The 15,275-nt window shown below is 62.5% G+C and carries 13 protein-coding genes and 2 pseudogenes; 7 read left to right on the forward strand and 8 right to left on the reverse strand.

Annotated elements, in window-relative coordinates; genetic code table 11:
• Positions 1 to 810, reverse strand: coding sequence for an SDR family NAD(P)-dependent oxidoreductase (locus tag AC1VVG_RS28600; protein WP_059556676.1), 810 nt, complete (start codon positions 808 to 810; stop codon positions 1 to 3).
• Positions 811 to 1,067: 257 nt separating this feature from the next.
• Here AC1VVG_RS28600 and AC1VVG_RS28605 point away from each other — a divergent pair, with 257 nt between their 5' ends.
• Positions 1,068 to 1,256 carry a hypothetical protein gene (locus tag AC1VVG_RS28605; RefSeq protein WP_226227399.1) on the forward strand — a complete coding sequence of 63 codons (189 nt, stop codon included), beginning with the start codon at positions 1,068 to 1,070 and terminating at the stop codon, positions 1,254 to 1,256.
• A gap of 62 nt (positions 1,257 to 1,318) precedes the next feature.
• Positions 1,319 to 2,266 carry a GlxA family transcriptional regulator gene (locus AC1VVG_RS28610; RefSeq protein ID WP_034187962.1) on the forward strand — a complete coding sequence of 316 codons (948 nt, stop codon included), beginning with the start codon at positions 1,319 to 1,321 and terminating at the stop codon, positions 2,264 to 2,266.
• 105 nt (positions 2,267 to 2,371) lie between these two features.
• Here AC1VVG_RS28610 and AC1VVG_RS28615 read toward each other — a convergent pair whose 3' ends face one another.
• Both AC1VVG_RS28615 and AC1VVG_RS28620 read right to left on the reverse strand, forming a co-directional pair.
• Positions 2,372 to 2,767: a tautomerase family protein gene (locus tag AC1VVG_RS28615; RefSeq protein WP_034188006.1), complete on the reverse strand. Its 396-nt coding sequence runs from the start codon at positions 2,765 to 2,767 to the stop codon at positions 2,372 to 2,374.
• A 133-nt stretch (positions 2,768 to 2,900) separates the two neighbouring features.
• Entirely contained in the window at positions 2,901 to 3,809 is a 909-nt protein-coding gene (locus AC1VVG_RS28620) for a LysR family transcriptional regulator (RefSeq protein WP_482836973.1), read from the reverse strand.
• A 99-nt stretch (positions 3,810 to 3,908) separates the two neighbouring features.
• Here AC1VVG_RS28620 and AC1VVG_RS28625 point away from each other — a divergent pair, with 99 nt between their 5' ends.
• Together AC1VVG_RS28625 and AC1VVG_RS28630 are read left to right on the forward strand one after the other, a co-directional pair.
• On the forward strand, positions 3,909 to 4,301 hold the full coding sequence (locus tag AC1VVG_RS28625; RefSeq protein ID WP_482836975.1) for a tautomerase family protein: 393 nt from the start codon (positions 3,909 to 3,911) through the stop codon (positions 4,299 to 4,301).
• A gap of 509 nt (positions 4,302 to 4,810) precedes the next feature.
• Positions 4,811 to 5,995 carry a GGDEF domain-containing protein gene (locus AC1VVG_RS28630; protein WP_059556722.1) on the forward strand — a complete coding sequence of 395 codons (1,185 nt, stop codon included), beginning with the start codon at positions 4,811 to 4,813 and terminating at the stop codon, positions 5,993 to 5,995.
• A 518-nt stretch (positions 5,996 to 6,513) separates the two neighbouring features.
• Here the strand turns inward: AC1VVG_RS28630 and AC1VVG_RS28635 are convergent.
• The 5 genes and pseudogenes from AC1VVG_RS28635 to AC1VVG_RS28655 all read right to left on the reverse strand — a co-directional run.
• Entirely contained in the window at positions 6,514 to 7,425 is a 912-nt protein-coding gene (locus AC1VVG_RS28635; RefSeq protein ID WP_482836976.1) for an alpha/beta hydrolase family protein, read from the reverse strand.
• 195 nt (positions 7,426 to 7,620) lie between these two features.
• Positions 7,621 to 7,842 (reverse strand): annotated as a pseudogene (locus tag AC1VVG_RS28640) (methyl-accepting chemotaxis protein); the annotation flags it as partial.
• A 605-nt stretch (positions 7,843 to 8,447) separates the two neighbouring features.
• Positions 8,448 to 8,708, reverse strand: coding sequence for a GlsB/YeaQ/YmgE family stress response membrane protein (locus AC1VVG_RS28645; RefSeq protein ID WP_034187966.1), 261 nt, complete (start codon positions 8,706 to 8,708; stop codon positions 8,448 to 8,450).
• 6 nt (positions 8,709 to 8,714) lie between these two features.
• Complete coding sequence (locus AC1VVG_RS28650) at positions 8,715 to 9,392, reverse strand: YfdX family protein (RefSeq protein ID WP_034187967.1); 678 nt, start codon at positions 9,390 to 9,392, stop codon at positions 8,715 to 8,717.
• A gap of 304 nt (positions 9,393 to 9,696) precedes the next feature.
• Positions 9,697 to 9,892, reverse strand: a pseudogene (locus AC1VVG_RS28655) (IS3 family transposase); the annotation flags it as partial.
• 456 nt (positions 9,893 to 10,348) lie between these two features.
• Between AC1VVG_RS28655 and AC1VVG_RS28660 the strand changes: the two are divergent.
• The 3 genes from AC1VVG_RS28660 to AC1VVG_RS28670 all read left to right on the forward strand — a co-directional run bounded on the left by AC1VVG_RS28660 (position 10,349) and on the right by AC1VVG_RS28670 (position 15,271).
• Complete coding sequence (locus tag AC1VVG_RS28660; protein ID WP_482836977.1) at positions 10,349 to 11,848, forward strand: sensor histidine kinase; 1,500 nt, start codon at positions 10,349 to 10,351, stop codon at positions 11,846 to 11,848.
• Positions 11,830 to 13,209 carry a sigma-54-dependent transcriptional regulator gene (locus AC1VVG_RS28665; RefSeq protein ID WP_482836978.1) on the forward strand — a complete coding sequence of 460 codons (1,380 nt, stop codon included), beginning with the start codon at positions 11,830 to 11,832 and terminating at the stop codon, positions 13,207 to 13,209. The genes AC1VVG_RS28660 and AC1VVG_RS28665 overlap by 19 nt, the downstream gene beginning before the upstream one ends.
• A 331-nt stretch (positions 13,210 to 13,540) precedes the next feature.
• Complete coding sequence (locus AC1VVG_RS28670; RefSeq protein ID WP_482836980.1) at positions 13,541 to 15,271, forward strand: methyl-accepting chemotaxis protein; 1,731 nt, start codon at positions 13,541 to 13,543, stop codon at positions 15,269 to 15,271.
• The last annotated feature ends 4 nt before the right edge of the window (positions 15,272 to 15,275 follow it).

The raw sequence follows: 15,275 nt of genomic DNA on the forward strand, positions 1-15,275 counted from the left end.
TCAAGCGCCGGCCTTGGCATCCGCCGCGTAGCGCGGAGCGGCCTTGGCGTTCGCGAATTTCGGCGTGAGTGCGCGGCGGGCCGCTTCCCATTGCGTCCAGCCGTCGCCGTCGTGCAGCGTCGGGATCGTCACGAGCTCGCCCTGATCGAGGCCCGCGAGCGCGGCATCCACCAGGTCGTCGGCCGTCATCGTGCTGGCCGCCTCCTTCTGCTTCGCGTAGCCGGCCACATCCCAGAACTCGGTCGCCGTCGCCGCGGGCAGCACCGTCTGCACGCGCACGCCCTTGTCCGCCAGGTCGCGTTGAAGGGCGTGACCGAAGCTCAGCACGTACGACTTCGACGCGCTGTACACGCCGTTGAGCAGTTCGACCGCAATGCCAACGACGGAGCCGATGTTGACGATGGTGCCCGTGCCCTTGCCGGCGAACACCGGGGCGACGGCGTAAGTCAGGCGGGTGAGCGCGGTGATGTTCAGATTGATCATCGACTCCATCGTGTCGACGTCGCCGTTGAGAATCGACGCGACCGAGCCAATTCCCGCGTTGTTCACCAGCATCGTGATGCTGCTGTCCTCGCGCAGAATGCCTTCGATCTTCGCGAGCGCGGCCTTGTCGTTCAGATCGGCGGCAACGGTCTCGACCGAGCGGCCGGTTTCGGCCGTAAGGCGGCCCGCCAGCGTATTCAGACGATCCTGATTACGCGCCACCAGAATGAGGTCGTAGCCGCGTTTGGCGAGGCGGTCCGCGTAAATGGCGCCGATGCCGGCCGATGCGCCGGTGATCAGCGCGGTGCCTTTCGTAGAAGTGCTCATGTCTGTTCCTTTCCGTGGATTGAGCCGACCGGGTGTCGGTTCGTGGAATGAATTCTGGTTTCGACCACGCTCTTCCTCAATGTCATAGATGCAATGATTTCTGCCATCCGTGCATTGACCGGAAACCTTGCGGATTCGTCCTTTGCAAGTGACGCCCGGTTACTCAAAATCGGCCCTGCAGGGGGTGCCGCGCGGTGCCTTGCCCCCTCCGAAGACGGCCGACAGGACGACCCTGGAAAAAGACAGCGGAAAAACCGGTGAAGATAGGCATCCTGATTGAATCAAGGCCACACGAAACGCGCGTCGCGCGATGCCCGAAACGGTCGCGCAATCCGTTGCGCCACGCCATCGGGCGGCGCCTCGACGACATCGACGGGCATGCCGGCGAAAGCGCGGCAGCCCCGGATCCGGCCGCGCACAAGGTCATGAGTGAAGCGCCACCGTAGCCCGCGGCGATGTCCGTTTTATGCTAGATTCAATTAATCAGGCCATCCACCTGGCGGACATCATGCACACCGTAGGACTCGTTGTTTACCCAAATTTCCAGTCGCTCGCGCTCGCGGTGGCGAGCGTGTTCGAGTACGCGAATCTGCTCCGCGGCGAGGCGGTGTACCAGTTCCGGATCGTGTCCGAGCACGGCGGAGCGGTCGTGTCGTCGCAGGGGTTTTCGGTCAACACCGAGCCACTGGCCAACGACGGCTATGACACGCTGATCGTCGCCGGCGACAACGAATGCCGGCTTCCGTCGGCGACGCTGGTGGACTTCCTGCGTCGCGCGCCCTTCCATTCGCGGCGCATTGCGTCGATATGCACGGGCGCCTTCGTCCTCGCGGCCGCCGGCCTCCTCGACGGGAAACGGGCCACGACGCACTGGTATCACGCGCGGGATTTCAGGAAGCAATATCCGGACGTGCAGCTCGACGAAGACCGCATCTTCGTCGTGGACGGCCAGGTCTGGACTTCGGCCGGAATGAGCGCCGGGGTGGATCTCGCGCTCGCGATCGTCGAAAGCGACTTCGGGCTGGAAACGGCGCGCATGGTCGCGCGCAAGCTCGTGCTGTACCAACGGCGCGGCGGCGGGCAGTCGCAATTCTCGACGTTGCTGGAACTGGACGCGCGATCGGACCGCGTGCGAATGGCGCTGACCTATGCGAGCGAGAACCTGGCGAGCGATCTGTCGGTGGAACGACTGGCGGAGGCGGCACGTTTGAGCCCGCGCCAATTCAGCCGCGTGTTCCGGGAGGAGACGGGGCAATCCCCCGCCAAGGCGGTCGAGCGGCTGCGCGTCGAGGCCGCGCGCCTGATGATGGAAACGACGCGCCACCCGATCGAAATCATTGCGAGAGAAACCGGATTCGGCGACCGCGAGCGCATGCGCCAAGCGTTTCTGCGCGCGTTCGGGCAACCCCCGCAGACCATCCAGCGAGCCTCGGGAGTCGCGCCGCTCGTGAACTAGGACTTGTTGAACCAATAGGCGAGGTTTGCGCGGTCTTGCCTGCCCAAACCCCGAGCGCCCGACCACCGGCAGGCCTGCAGGCAGCCAGCCGTGCAAGCGGACGATCTATTGCTCGCCGGGGCCCCACTCCGGGCTGTAACCGCCCAGCGCCGGGTGGTACATCTCGTCGCCGGAATGCTGCGTGAATTCGACATTGAGCCGGTCCTCACGCAGGCCGAGAATCTCCACGCAGTGCGCGCAAAGCGCCTGCGCCACTTCCATGCGCTGCTCGGGCGGGCGCCCCCGCCGGATATCCAGCATCATCACGGCGACCGGGACCGGCGCTTTGCCCGCCTCGGCAATGCGCCAGACACCGCCTTGCCCCAGTTCCCGGATCGCGACGCTGATACGCCGAATATCGACCGACATCATCCGCGCATAGGTCTCGCTCATTCTGGCGGCGAGCAATTGCTTGGCTTCCACCGAATAGTGGTCGTTCACGTCCAGTTGCAGATAGGGCATGGTGGTCAGGATTCCAGGTGATTGATCGAACTCGTGCGGCATCGGCCTGTGCGTAGGCTGCCAGCCGATTCTGGCACCCGGCTCGCCGCCCTCGCCATGTCGGATAAGCAATGATTCCGGACACAGCGCGTCGCTACTGCCCAATGGCCTGTTGCTCGAAGGAGGCCGCCACCGACTCCGCGAGCACGTCGACCGCGCGCCGCAGATTGCCTAGCGCGCGCGGAAACACGAGCCACACGTCCAGCGCCAGCGCAAAGCCGCCGGCCTCGACGACGCTGAGCTGCGAACGCCACGGGCTCGCGCGCAACACGTCCGTCGGCACGAGGCCAAGCCCGAGCCCGCTGGCCACGAGCCTGAGTTGCATGTCGGTTCCATAGGTGTCGATGCTCAATCGAAAGCGCTGCCCCCGATTGGCCATCGCTCGCTCGAGCGCGGCGCGATAGCCGCAGCCGTCAGGGTTGAGTATCCATCCGTGGGCGGACAGCGCTTCCACCGTCGCGCGCGCATCGACGACCGGCTTCGACGCGCTCTGCACCACCTTCACATCGAATCTCGTGACGAGGCTGCAGCCGAAGTCCTCCGGCAGCGAAGCCCCCGCCGGCAACATCAGCAACGCGACGTCGAGCGATCCGTTTTCGACCATGCGCTGCAAACCGACGCTCCAGTCGGTAAGCAACCTCACGTCCAGCGCAGGAAACCGCGCCTTCATGGTCATGACGGCGTCGAACAGCACGATATCCGCGACGGCCTGCGGCAAGCCGAAGCGCAGCGTCCCCGACGGCGGAGAATCTTCCCGGGCAATGTCGTGAAGCTGGTTCAACGCGCGCAGAACCGGCACGGCCTGTTCGTAGACCCGGCTGGCAAGCGCCGTCGGCCGCGGCGGCTTGGCGTTTCTGTCGAACAACGTGGCGCCCAGCCCCTCCTCGAGCCGCTGTATGCGCTTCGATATCGTCGATTGCGACACGCACAGCTGATCGGCCGCGCGGGTCAGCGAAGCCGCGTCGACTACCGCGATGAACGATTTCAGTTCTTCAATCATCATTCCGATTCGTCAACATTTCAATGAAAAACATTCGTTTTTGGAAACTTGTGCACTAGCCTACTCTCAACCGCAATCGCACACCAGTCCACGGAGAATGAAATGCCCCTCGTACGAATCAATCTGTCGAAAGACGCATCGCCCGAAGTCGTCAAGGCTGTCAGCGACACGGTCTACGAAGCGATGACCACGGTCGCCAACGTCCCGGAGAACGACAAGTTCCAGATCATTTCGCGCCATGCGCCGGACGAGCTCGTCTATCCGGCCGACGGATATCTGGACGTGACTTACACGTCCGGCATCGTGTTTATCCAGGTCACCTGGAACGCGGAGCGCACGATCGACGTGAAGAAGGCCTTCTACCGCGCCGTTGCGGACGGCATCCACGCGAAGGCCGGCGTGCGCAAGGAAGATGTGTGGATCAGCCTCGTTGACGTCGCGCGCGAAGACTGGTCGTTCGGCAACGGCGAGATGCAATACGCGCCGAAGGCGTAACTCCGCCGCCCCAACTCCTGCGTCACTCGCGCCATCGGACGGTCGGTCACGATGCGCTTTGCCGACATCACGCCGAGCGGCCAGCCGACCGTGTCGCCGGTATCGGCGGCGAGACGGCCTACTGGCCGGAGCACGCCCGGGTGTGCCGGGGATAGGGTCGAACCGGGCGTGATCACCGGCAACGCCAGCGCGATGGTTTCGCCGTTCCCTCCTCGATCGAGACGAACCCAATTCCCGGCCATCGAATCGAAACGTCATCCCCGAAAGCGAATCCAACCCGTTTCAGGATCAGTCAAGCAGCCTGGCGGCACAAATTTGACTCAACGTTCTGTTGGCTGCGCCGCAAAGTACTGCGATTGGACTTACAAGAACAGGAGGCCAGAACAGTTTTTGAAACGTAAGGATCGCCATTTCCCCGTCTATTCTCAAGAATTGTTAGTATCTGCCGTTATTGCAGGTTTGTCGGCAACCTCTTCCTCGTCGTGGCGGCGACGTGCTTTATAACGACGATGAAAGTCGATCTTGCTACCCTCTACCTTTTAGCGATCGGAACCTTGTTGGCCAGTTCCGCCATGACATATTGGGAGCACGTATCGCATCCCAAGCGCAGCAACGAACTGCGAATGCTGGCGGCCGGCTATGCGACGCTAGGGGTCGGTTGCGCGGTGGCTGCGTTTCGGCTTGAACTGCTGGGCTCCGCTGGCGCTGCTATAAGCAATCTCGTGATTCTGGGCGGCTATCTCCTGGTTTTGCACGCTGTGGCGATGTTCAACGGCCGGCGGCATCTCGCAAGCTCGATCGGTCTGCTTCTCTTGATGGGGCTTACATGGGCGGCGGCCGGTGCGCGCTGGCAGGCCGCAGTATGGCTCTATGCCAGCGCGATACCCATCGCGCTCGTTTCCGCAATGACAACCCTCGAACTGACACGACGTGACGCGATGCCGGCCGTTCAATCTCGACGCGTCGCTGTGGCGGTGACGGGAATCCATGCATTGTTCTACGCTGCCAGAGCCATTGTCCTGCCATGGCTGGTCTCGATTTTTGGGACGCAAGCATTGTCAATTTCGAGCAAAATCACGATGTACGAGGGTGTCCTCTATTCCGTCATTTTGCCGATGACGCTACTCCGGCTCACCCGGGAGGAAGTTCATGGCGAACTCCTGCAAGAGTCCCGTACGGATTACTTGACCCGCCTGGGAAATCGCAGGCTGTTTTTTGAAGAGGGAGAGCGAGTGATCGACGATTGCGCAATACGTCGACGCCCCGTCACGCTCCTTGCGTTTGATCTCGACCACTTCAAGAGAATTAACGATCGCTATGGTCACAAGGCCGGCGACGAGGTATTGAGGTCGTTCGCGAGCGTGGTTCGCGCCAGTACCGACGCGAATACGATTCTGGCGCGCATCGGCGGTGAAGAATTTGCTGCCCTGCTTCCTGACCACGATAGCCATCGCGCGAAAACAGTCGGAGAAATCATTGCGAGCCAGTTTGCCAGGATGGTTCACAGCGCCGACGGTCATCGAATTCAAGCAACCGTCAGCATTGGCCTGGCGACATCGAATTCGGAGATGATTGCACTCACCGATCTGCTCGCAGCTGCAGATCAAGCACTATATCTGGCCAAGTCCCAAGGTGGCAGTCAGCTGGTTCATCACGCCCGAGGACAAGAGCGCGACGAGACTGCACGTGCGTAGCATCGCGAATAAGTCAACTGTGAGAGATCGATAAACGACGCCCCTCGGTCATCAAACGCGCAACAACGCTCTAATAGCTTTCGCCTCTCATTCTGGCTGACCAGGAGCAGTGACATGCGTTGGATAGTGCCTCTCGTACTGGCGATCGTCTGTACGCTTTCCGCGCTGGCTGATTCGGCCGCTTTTAACGCAGGGGTAATCCGGCTCTGCCGCTTTCAATCCGGTGATCTTTTACCCTTACGCGTGAGCGTGAGGTTCCGTGGCAAGCGGGCCCGGTCACCGTTGAGGCGACGCGCGATGCTTCGCCTGTACCGGATGGCCGCTTCCCCGTTGTATTGATTTCACATGGGCGAGGCGGCGGTCCCCTCAGCCTCCGTGAATGAGCCAAGGCAACGGAATCGGCCGTGGCTACTAGTCGACTTTGAAGATAGACACTGCCGCTTTCAGGCTTTCCGCTTGGTCGGCCATCGACCACGCCGCGTTGCTTCCCTGGAGCAGGTCAGCTCAGTCTGGATGACTTATAGATTTGCGCGTAGGAACTCCACGACCTCATGGTCGATCTGGCGATGAATCGCCACACGATCGATCCCGGGCGCATCCTGACAGATCAGTGCCGCACTGGCGGCGACCGAGGCCGGACAAGGATCAATGAAAACGAAGTGGTTGCCTGGCACGATGTGGACTGCGGGCGGTGTGGGCAAGCCTGACACAACTCCAAGAGCGTTTCTCGCAGAACCAAGATAGCTGTCGTCCCGCGGTCGATAGAGCATCGTCGGTACGCGCACGGCGGACAAGCCAGATGCCTCAAACATCATCGCCAGCGGATCCATCAGCACCAAGGCCTTCAGGCGGCGATCAACGGGCGGTTGCCAAGCTACCAGGTCAGCGGGTACGGCCGCTTTGCCTTGGGTGCCGTGCGCACCATTGCTGGTTGCTGGACGCGGACACGATCCCGGATCATCGTGATCTGCGCAGTACGCACCGGCATACGCAAAATCGGGTTTCGCTCCGGCCAGAATCAGCGCAGTGTAGCCACCGGCTGAGTATCCGATCATGCCAATTCGGCCGACATCGGCGCTCGCGGAAAACCGTGGATCCGCGAGGACTGCATTGAGCGCGGCCTCTGCCTGCCGGGGGCGATCAATCAGAATCTGGGCTTGGGACTGCGCTCGGGGATAGCCTGAAGCGTCCCCAACGTGCGTCGGCAAGACGACGATAAATCCGGCGCGAGCCAGAGTTGTGGCCAATTCACGGTGGCTGAAGGGACCGCCGCCTCGTCCATGTGAAATCAATACAACGGGGAAACGGCCATCCGGTACAGGCAAAGCATCGCGCGTCGCCTCAACAGTGAACGGGCCCGCTTGCCACGGAACCTCGCGCTCACGCGTAGGGTAAAAGATCACCGTGTTGAAAGGGGCAGCTTCGTTCACCCCCGTGAGCCGGATTATCCCTGCGTTAAAAGCGGCCGGATCAGCCAGCGCGGAACACGGACATACGATCGCCAGTACGAGAGGCACTATCCAACGCATGTCACTACTCCCCTGGTCAGCCAGAATGAGAGGCGAAGGATATCAGAGCGTTCTTACACGTTTGATGACCGAGGGGCGTCGTTTATCGATCGCTTGCGATCGGACGATCTCCTCCATTGTCGCTCCAGCGTTCGAAACCGGATTTGAACCCGCAGCGACGTGAGATACCGATGTTCCGATGAGCTCGTTGATTTCCTTCGCCGCTACCGCACTTCGTTGTGCCAAGGTTCGGACTTCACCTGCGACAACCGCGACGCCTCGTCCCTGCTCATCCGCACGCGCCGCGTCGACCGCTGCGTTGAGCGCAAGGAATGCGGTCGGCTTCCTGTGCCATATCTTGCTGGGCAGTGAGCAACGCCAGATTCCGGATGGCGATTGCGCGATCCTGTATTGATGAGCATAGTGGGTTCGCCAACCGTGCTTCCGTATTGCTTACTCGCGTAATAGCGTCAAGTTGATGGCTCAATTGCCACAGTCCGTAAAACGCGGTCACCGCTATTGCCACCGGTAGGACCGTCAATAACCCGAATCCGATAGTCAGGCGGCTAGATCCTTACCTATTTCTCATAGAGGTTCCCGAGGCGATGATGAATGATCCATACAAGTTGTTTACGACAAAATGCAAACTTGCGGAAGGGAACTCGTGATCGACGGCATTGGGAACCCCGTGCTCCATCGCGTGGGACCGTCATCGTCGATCTGCGTGCGGCTCCGGACGCGCGATCCCGATGCCGCCGGGCGCACAGCAGAAAATGCCGGAGCCCCCTCTACAAACGCCGCGCGCGTACTTTTAGGAGGGGAACTTGAAGGCGCATGCAGGATTCTCGCCCTGTAACATCCTCAGTTGCCTGACGATCGTCGGTTGCAGCGCGGCGCGCGACGACAATCGGTGTATCGAGCGTATCAGCCGCTTGCGCGTCAGACTAGGTCTTGCGTAATTGACGCATTGCGGCGAGTGCGACGAGCGCACCCGCCGTGGAGGTGACAATGTCGAGAAACACGCTGTTGGCTACCGATAAATCTAGGACATGAGCAATACCTGAGACCACGCATGCGCCCATGACGCCCAGGACGATATCGCGAATGATCTGGTACGGGCGTCCACGCCAGACCACCCCGGCAAAGCAGCCTGACGCACCGCCGATGAGAATCCACGTCAGCAGGCTATGGGAGGTATCGCTCACGATGGTTTATCCGCGGGTGGCCGGCACGGCATTAATATCGAGTTGATCGAAGCGCTGGCTGTCCTGCACGTGGTGCAGGACGACACCTGCTTCGTAATACTTGCCCGCGTTCAGCAGTGCCGACGCCTGATCGATACGCTCGGCGGTTTGGTCGAGTGGAACGACGTCGACGGTATAGGCGACATTGACGTCAGCAAGTTTCAGCGCCTTGATCGCCCCTTCGCGGTCCCCCTTCTTCAAGGCCGCGTTGGCGTTGGCGACTGCCTTGGCCTTGACCGGCTGGGCGGTAAAGTCATCCAGTACGGTCATGTCACCGCCGACCGGCAGCCATGCCGTAGCCTGATTGCTCGTAGCCGTGTTGGCGTGTGCACCGGCGGCGTCGCTCAGCGTCGATTCGGCCTTCATGAAGGCCGAGTTGTCGGATTTCGCCGCCTGCATGGCCGTCTTGGCGTCGGCCAGCAGATGGGTGGCCGCCTCAGGATGGCCGTCGAAGAGCGCAGATCGGGCAATCATGACGTCAATCATGGCCCGATTCCCGGCATGCGACAGTTTCGTGAAATCCTGGTTGACGGCCTTTGCCTGGGTGACGGCCGCGACCGCATAGCCGGCAGGCACAGTGCCGCAGACCAGCAATGCGACCGACATCACGCAGAAGGCTACTTTCTTTCTGTTCAGGGTGGACATGTCGAATTCTCCTTCTCTGATCGTTGTTGTTCCCGTAGGGCGGACTGGACATCACGCAGTTGCATCATTCACGCGCCCTGAACACAAGATACGAAGGCGGACTTAAAAGAAACTTAACCCTGGCGGTCAACACGCGATTTCACCAACCCATCTGGCGCGCAGTGGGAAGCCTCTCGATGGAAATCAACACATGAGTTGATTCGGATTCCGCAGAATGGAGGGCGTCATGTCCCGGTGGATGCGCGGAGCATGTTCCATCCTGACGAGATCTTTACCGAGGCCGGCCTGAAAAAATGGAACCGACAGACTCCCTCGTCTCATTAACGTTGCGCTCCACGGCCTTCAGCCGTTCGCGTTCGTCAGTGGTCACGCCATCACGCTCGCCATGATCGACCTGGTTTGCCCAATGCGAGCGGCGTCTGCGCCGTACAGCCCATCATCGGCGCCATTGACTCGACCGCCGCTCGCGTCGACGAATGTTCGCTACGCTGCTCGCGCAAACTTGCCGAGGTGGAACTTCCACACGCGCGGCGTGCCGGTGCGGACGCGGGACCGCATTGCTTTTTATTGATCGCGCACATACGCAAACGATTGCGCACAGGACGAAAATAAAACGTTTCTGTACCATTCAGATAATAAGGATCACTTCCGGATACGACCTCGAACCGGCCTGACACATTGATTTCACAGCCGGAACGTGTCGCATTTCAGAAGCTGTTGTCTGACAAAACCTGCCAACCGAGCGATGCGAGCGCGTGCGTACCGCATACATCGCATGCTTCAAACAAGAATGGCCCACCACATCGTCCCCACGGCCACCCCATTATTCTCGACCGAACGTCGACGCAGACGCGAACGCGATTGCCCTGCATTGTGCAGACCATTTCCATGAGCACCGACGTAGCACCGTTCCACGCAAGACCATGCCGCTAGTCAGACCGAGGTTTTCAACGCAATTGTCGCTACTCAGGGCACTTGCCGCGGCGTTGTGCGCATCGCTGGTCGCAATCGTCTGGTTAATGGCCAGTTGCACCGAAGGCCACAGGATCGCATCCGCCAGGCAGCGCGCGAGCGACGCGTGCGACGCGATTGCTTCCCACTACACGCTGTCGTTACCTCACGCGACGGAGCCGAGCGTTCAACTGTTGCGCGACGTACTCAACGCGGCCCTTGCCGCATCCTCGGGTATCGAAGGGGGCTTCTGGCACGCTGGCGCGTTGCATTCCGCGCCATCGGCGAATGCGCCCGAGCGTGCCGGTGGATTTCTGGCTTACGCGTTTCCGTCGTACCCCGGCAGCGGCATCAAGCGCGACATTCCGGAAGCGGAAACGCCGCTGATCCTGAGCGCGCTCTCGGCAGCGTCCACCGGCGTGCGCTCCGCCGCCGAAATAGCGGGAAGGCACCACGACGCAGTCGTCGCGATCGCGTGCCCCGTGAACGGACATGCCGGGCTCTATGCATGGACCCTTGTGCGCGCGCAATCGATGTTGGTCCGTCAGGGCGACGCCATCGTAGCAACGTTTGCCGTCGTTCTGGCGCTTCTGTTCGCCGTTTCCCTGTATCTCGCCTTCGCACTGCTCGCATGGCGCGACAAACTCGTGCGGCTCGACACGGCGCTCTCGAACGGCGACGCCGATTCCGCCGGCAGCATCCCCTGCCCGGGCGAGCCGGAACTGGATCGGATCGCGCATGCATTCAACCGCTGTACTGCGCGTACCCGCAATGCTCGCGAACACGCGAGCGAACTGGAAATACGCCTCGCGCAAGCACATCGTGTCGCGCTGCTCGGCACACTGGCCGCCGAGGTTGCGCATGAAATTCGCAATCCGGCTGGCGCGATGCGATTGAAAGCCGAGAACGCGCTGGCCGGCGATGCCTGCCGGCAGCAATCGGCGCTGCGCTCGATACTCGGCCAGATCGAGCGCATCGAAATCCAGGTGTCCAGGCTCCTGGCGCTCACCCAGCCCGTTACGCCGCGCCTGGAGCCGGTCGATCCGGCCACGTGGCTTTCGGAAAGCGTGCAGACACACGACGAGCTCGCGCGCGGCAAGAATGTCGCGCTGACGGTGGCCTGCAATATGCCGACGGTCTCCACCAGCGACATGACCGATCGCCCCGTATTCGACCCTGCCCAGATGCGTCGTGCGCTCGACAATCTGATCGTCAATTCGCTGGCGCACGTTCGCCCGGGCGGCAAGGTTCACGTCGAGGCCAGCCGCCGCGCTTCACCATGCGGCGCACGCTTCGTGCTCGAAGTCGCCGACGACGGCCCCGGCGTTGCCGAAGCCGAGCGCGCGCGCATCTTCGAGCCCTTCGTCAGCGCGCGGCCCGGCGGCTGCGGGCTCGGTCTCACCCTGGTTCGAGAGATCGCAGCGTCGCACGGCGGCAACGCCTGTCACGCCGCCACCCCTACTACTTGCTTTGTCATCGATATCCCATGGCGACCATCCTGCTGATCGACGACGACGATGCCTTCTGCGAAGGATTGTCTGAAACGCTGACCGATCTGGGTCACGAAACCCTATGCGCCGGCACGGGCGAGCACGCGCTCGCCCGCGTCGACCGAGGTCTGCAACCCGCCTGCATATTCCTCGACATCCGGTTGCCCGACATGGACGGCATTACCGTGCTCGCGAAACTGCGGCGCGTCCCTCGACTCGCGACGGTCCCCGTCGTGGTACTGACCGCCTATGCCCGTAGCGGCAACACGATCGCCGCCATGCGCCTCGGCGCATTCGACCACCTGACGAAGCCGGTCGGCCGCGACGATATCGCGAGCCTGCTCGAGCGGATCTTCGCGGCCCATCCTCTGTCCGATGCCGCTCCCCATGCGCAGGCGAACGTCGACGCGTTCGACGAACCTGCCGGTGCGGAGCCACGCTTGCTCGGCATCAGCGCGGCGATGCGCGAAGTACAGAAATGTATCGGCCGCGCGGCAGCGTCGGACGCGACCGTTCTCATCACCGGGGAAACGGGAACCGGCAAGGAAGTCGCGGCCAGGGTGCTCCACGTCGAGTCGTCGCGTAGCGCCGGCCCGTTCGTTGCCGTGAATTGCGCGGCGATTCCTCATGAGCTGCTCGAAAGCGAGCTTTTCGGCCATTGCAAAGGTGCCTTCACGGGCGCCACGGCCGCCCGGACCGGCCGAATCGTCGAAGCCGATGGCGGCACGCTTTTTCTGGATGAGGTCGGCGACATGGCGACCTCCATGCAAGCCAAGCTGCTGCGGGTGCTGCAGGAACAGCAAGTCACCCCACTCGGCGTCAACCGGTCCATTTCGGTGAACGTCCGCGTGATTGCGGCAACCCATCGGGACCTGCGGACCATGGTCGCGAACGGAACGTTTCGCGAAGACCTGCTTTACCGACTCAACGTCATCCCCATTCATCTGCCGCCGCTGCGCGAGCGGCTGGCCGACATCCTGCCGCTCGCCGTCCATTTTCTCGACACGACGTCGGCCTCGACTACGACGAAGCGGCTGTCCGTGCAGGCGGAGCGCCGCCTGATCGCGTATGCGTGGCCGGGCAACGTGCGCGAACTGCGCAACGCGATCGCGCGCGTGAATGCGCTCGCGCCCGGCGTCGTCGTCACCGGATGCGATCTCGCGTTCCTCGACGAACCGGGTGTTCCTTCGCGCGACGCGCTGCTGCCTGCCGCGATGCTCAATCGTCCGCTGTCGGAAGCACTCGCCGCCGTCGAGCGCGAGATGATCCTGCGCACGCTCGGACTCACCGGCGACAATCGCGCGGAAGCAGCGAAGCGGCTCGGCATCAGCCGCCAGTCGCTGTACACGCGCATGGCACACCTCGACATCGGCTAGCGTCGGATTGCCGGACACGCGTGTCCGGATGCGTTGACAGTCTCGCTGCCGCGCTGCCCGCAAAGCCTTGTCCGACAGTCCCCTTTATGTGGCACACCGCTTGCATGTATTGCCCGGAGCGATCTCGCGGATCGCACCGGGCAGGCGGCGCTCATCCTTCGCGAAACTGCACGCGAAGACATCGAAGCCGGTACCGGTCCCTGCGTGATCGTGATTTCAACGACGGGATGCGGATGAGCGTCGACGCATGTCGATGCCTTCCCGACCCGACGTTCATAACAAGCACAACGACAACCGCTCGACCAGGGCAAACGACAGGGGAAGACTAAACATGAGCTTCGGACAATTGACCGTGCGAGCGAAACTCGCGCTGACCTTCGGCATGATGGCCGCGCTGGTGGTTCTGGTTTCGGTGATCGCACTCGGTGCGCTCGGGGATGCGAACGACAGTTTCGCCAACTACGTCGACGGTGCGCGTGCGCGCGCGGAGTTGACCGAAAAAGTTCGTGCGGCGGTACTTCGTCGCGCGGTCGCCGTCCGTAATCTGGTGCTCGTGACGAAGCCCGACGATATCGAAGCCGAACGCGTTGCGATGACGCAGGCGCACGACGAAGTGCAGGCACGGCTTCGCCAGCTGAACGAAGCCATCGCCACCAACCCCGACGTGACGGCGAAAGGCCGCGCGCTGGTGGCCGAGATCAACCGCATCGAGTCGCGATATGGCCCGGTGGCCGTCGCGATCGGCGACGCCGCGTTGCACGGCCAGCGAGACCAGGCGATCGCGATGATCGACGATCAATGCCGGCCGCTACTGAAGGAACTCGTCGCAGCAGCCGACACCTACGCCGGCTTCGCAAGCAATCGGGCGGCCGAAAGCAAGCAGGCGTCCGCGCAACAGTACGACAGACACCGCGCGCTGCTGATCGGCATCTGTCTCGCCGCCGTCGCCGCCGCCGTCGTTGCGGCGCTCCTGATCACGCGCAGCATCACGCGCGCACTCGGCGCGGAACCCGGCGCCCTGAGCGACATCACACGCCGCGTCGCGGCGGGCGACCTCGGCACCGTGGACGGCGCCGCGGTCGCGCCGCAGGGCAGCGTGCTGGCATCGATGGGCGAGATGCAGGCGAGCCTCGTCCGGCTGATCGGGCAAGTCCGTACCGCCGCGGACAGCATCGCGACGGGATCCAGCCAGATCGCGTCCGGCAACCAGGACCTGTCGTCCCGCACGGAGCAACAGGCGGCGTCGCTGCAGGAGACGGCATCGAGCATGGAACAGCTCACCGCTACCGTGCGTCAGAACGCGGAGAGCGCGCAACAGGCGAGCGCCCTGGCCCACGGTGCGTCGGACGTCGCGCACAAAGGCAGCGCGGTGGTGAGCCAGGTCGTGGAAACCATGACCGACATCAGCGACAGCTCGTCGAAGATAGCCGAGATCACCGGGATCATCGAGGGCATCGCGTTCCAGACCAACATTCTCGCGCTGAACGCTGCCGTGGAAGCTGCCCGCGCGGGCGAACAGGGTCGCGGCTTCGCCGTCGTGGCGAGCGAAGTGAGAAGCCTCGCGCAGCGTTCATCGAGTGCAGCCAAGGAAATCAAGGCGTTGATCGGCGCATCCGTCCAGAAGATTCGGGACGGCTCGCGTTTTGCCGACGATGCGGGCCATACGATGGCCGACGTGACGAAGGCCGTGGCACGCGTGACAGACATCATGGGTGAAATCGCCGCGGCGTCCTCCGAACAAAGTCGCGGGATCGAACAGGTCAACATCGCGATCACGCAGATGGACGAAGTCACGCAACAGAACGCGGCACTGGTGGAAGAAGCGGCGGCCGCGTCGAAGTCGCTCGAAGATCAGGGACATCGATTGACCGAGGCCGTCTCGTTCTTCCGTGTCGGGTCCGTGGATAGCCATGCCTACGACCAGCCGGCGACGCGCCGGGGTGCGGCCACCACGGCGGCCGTGTCACGGCCGGTGCGACCGGGCCGCACGCCCGTGACGGAGGCAAGCGCGCCGTCACCCCGTGCCGCGATGGACGCGGCAGCAGACTGGACCGCCTTTTGATACG

Source organism: Burkholderia sp. L-4, from assembly GCF_056856535.1.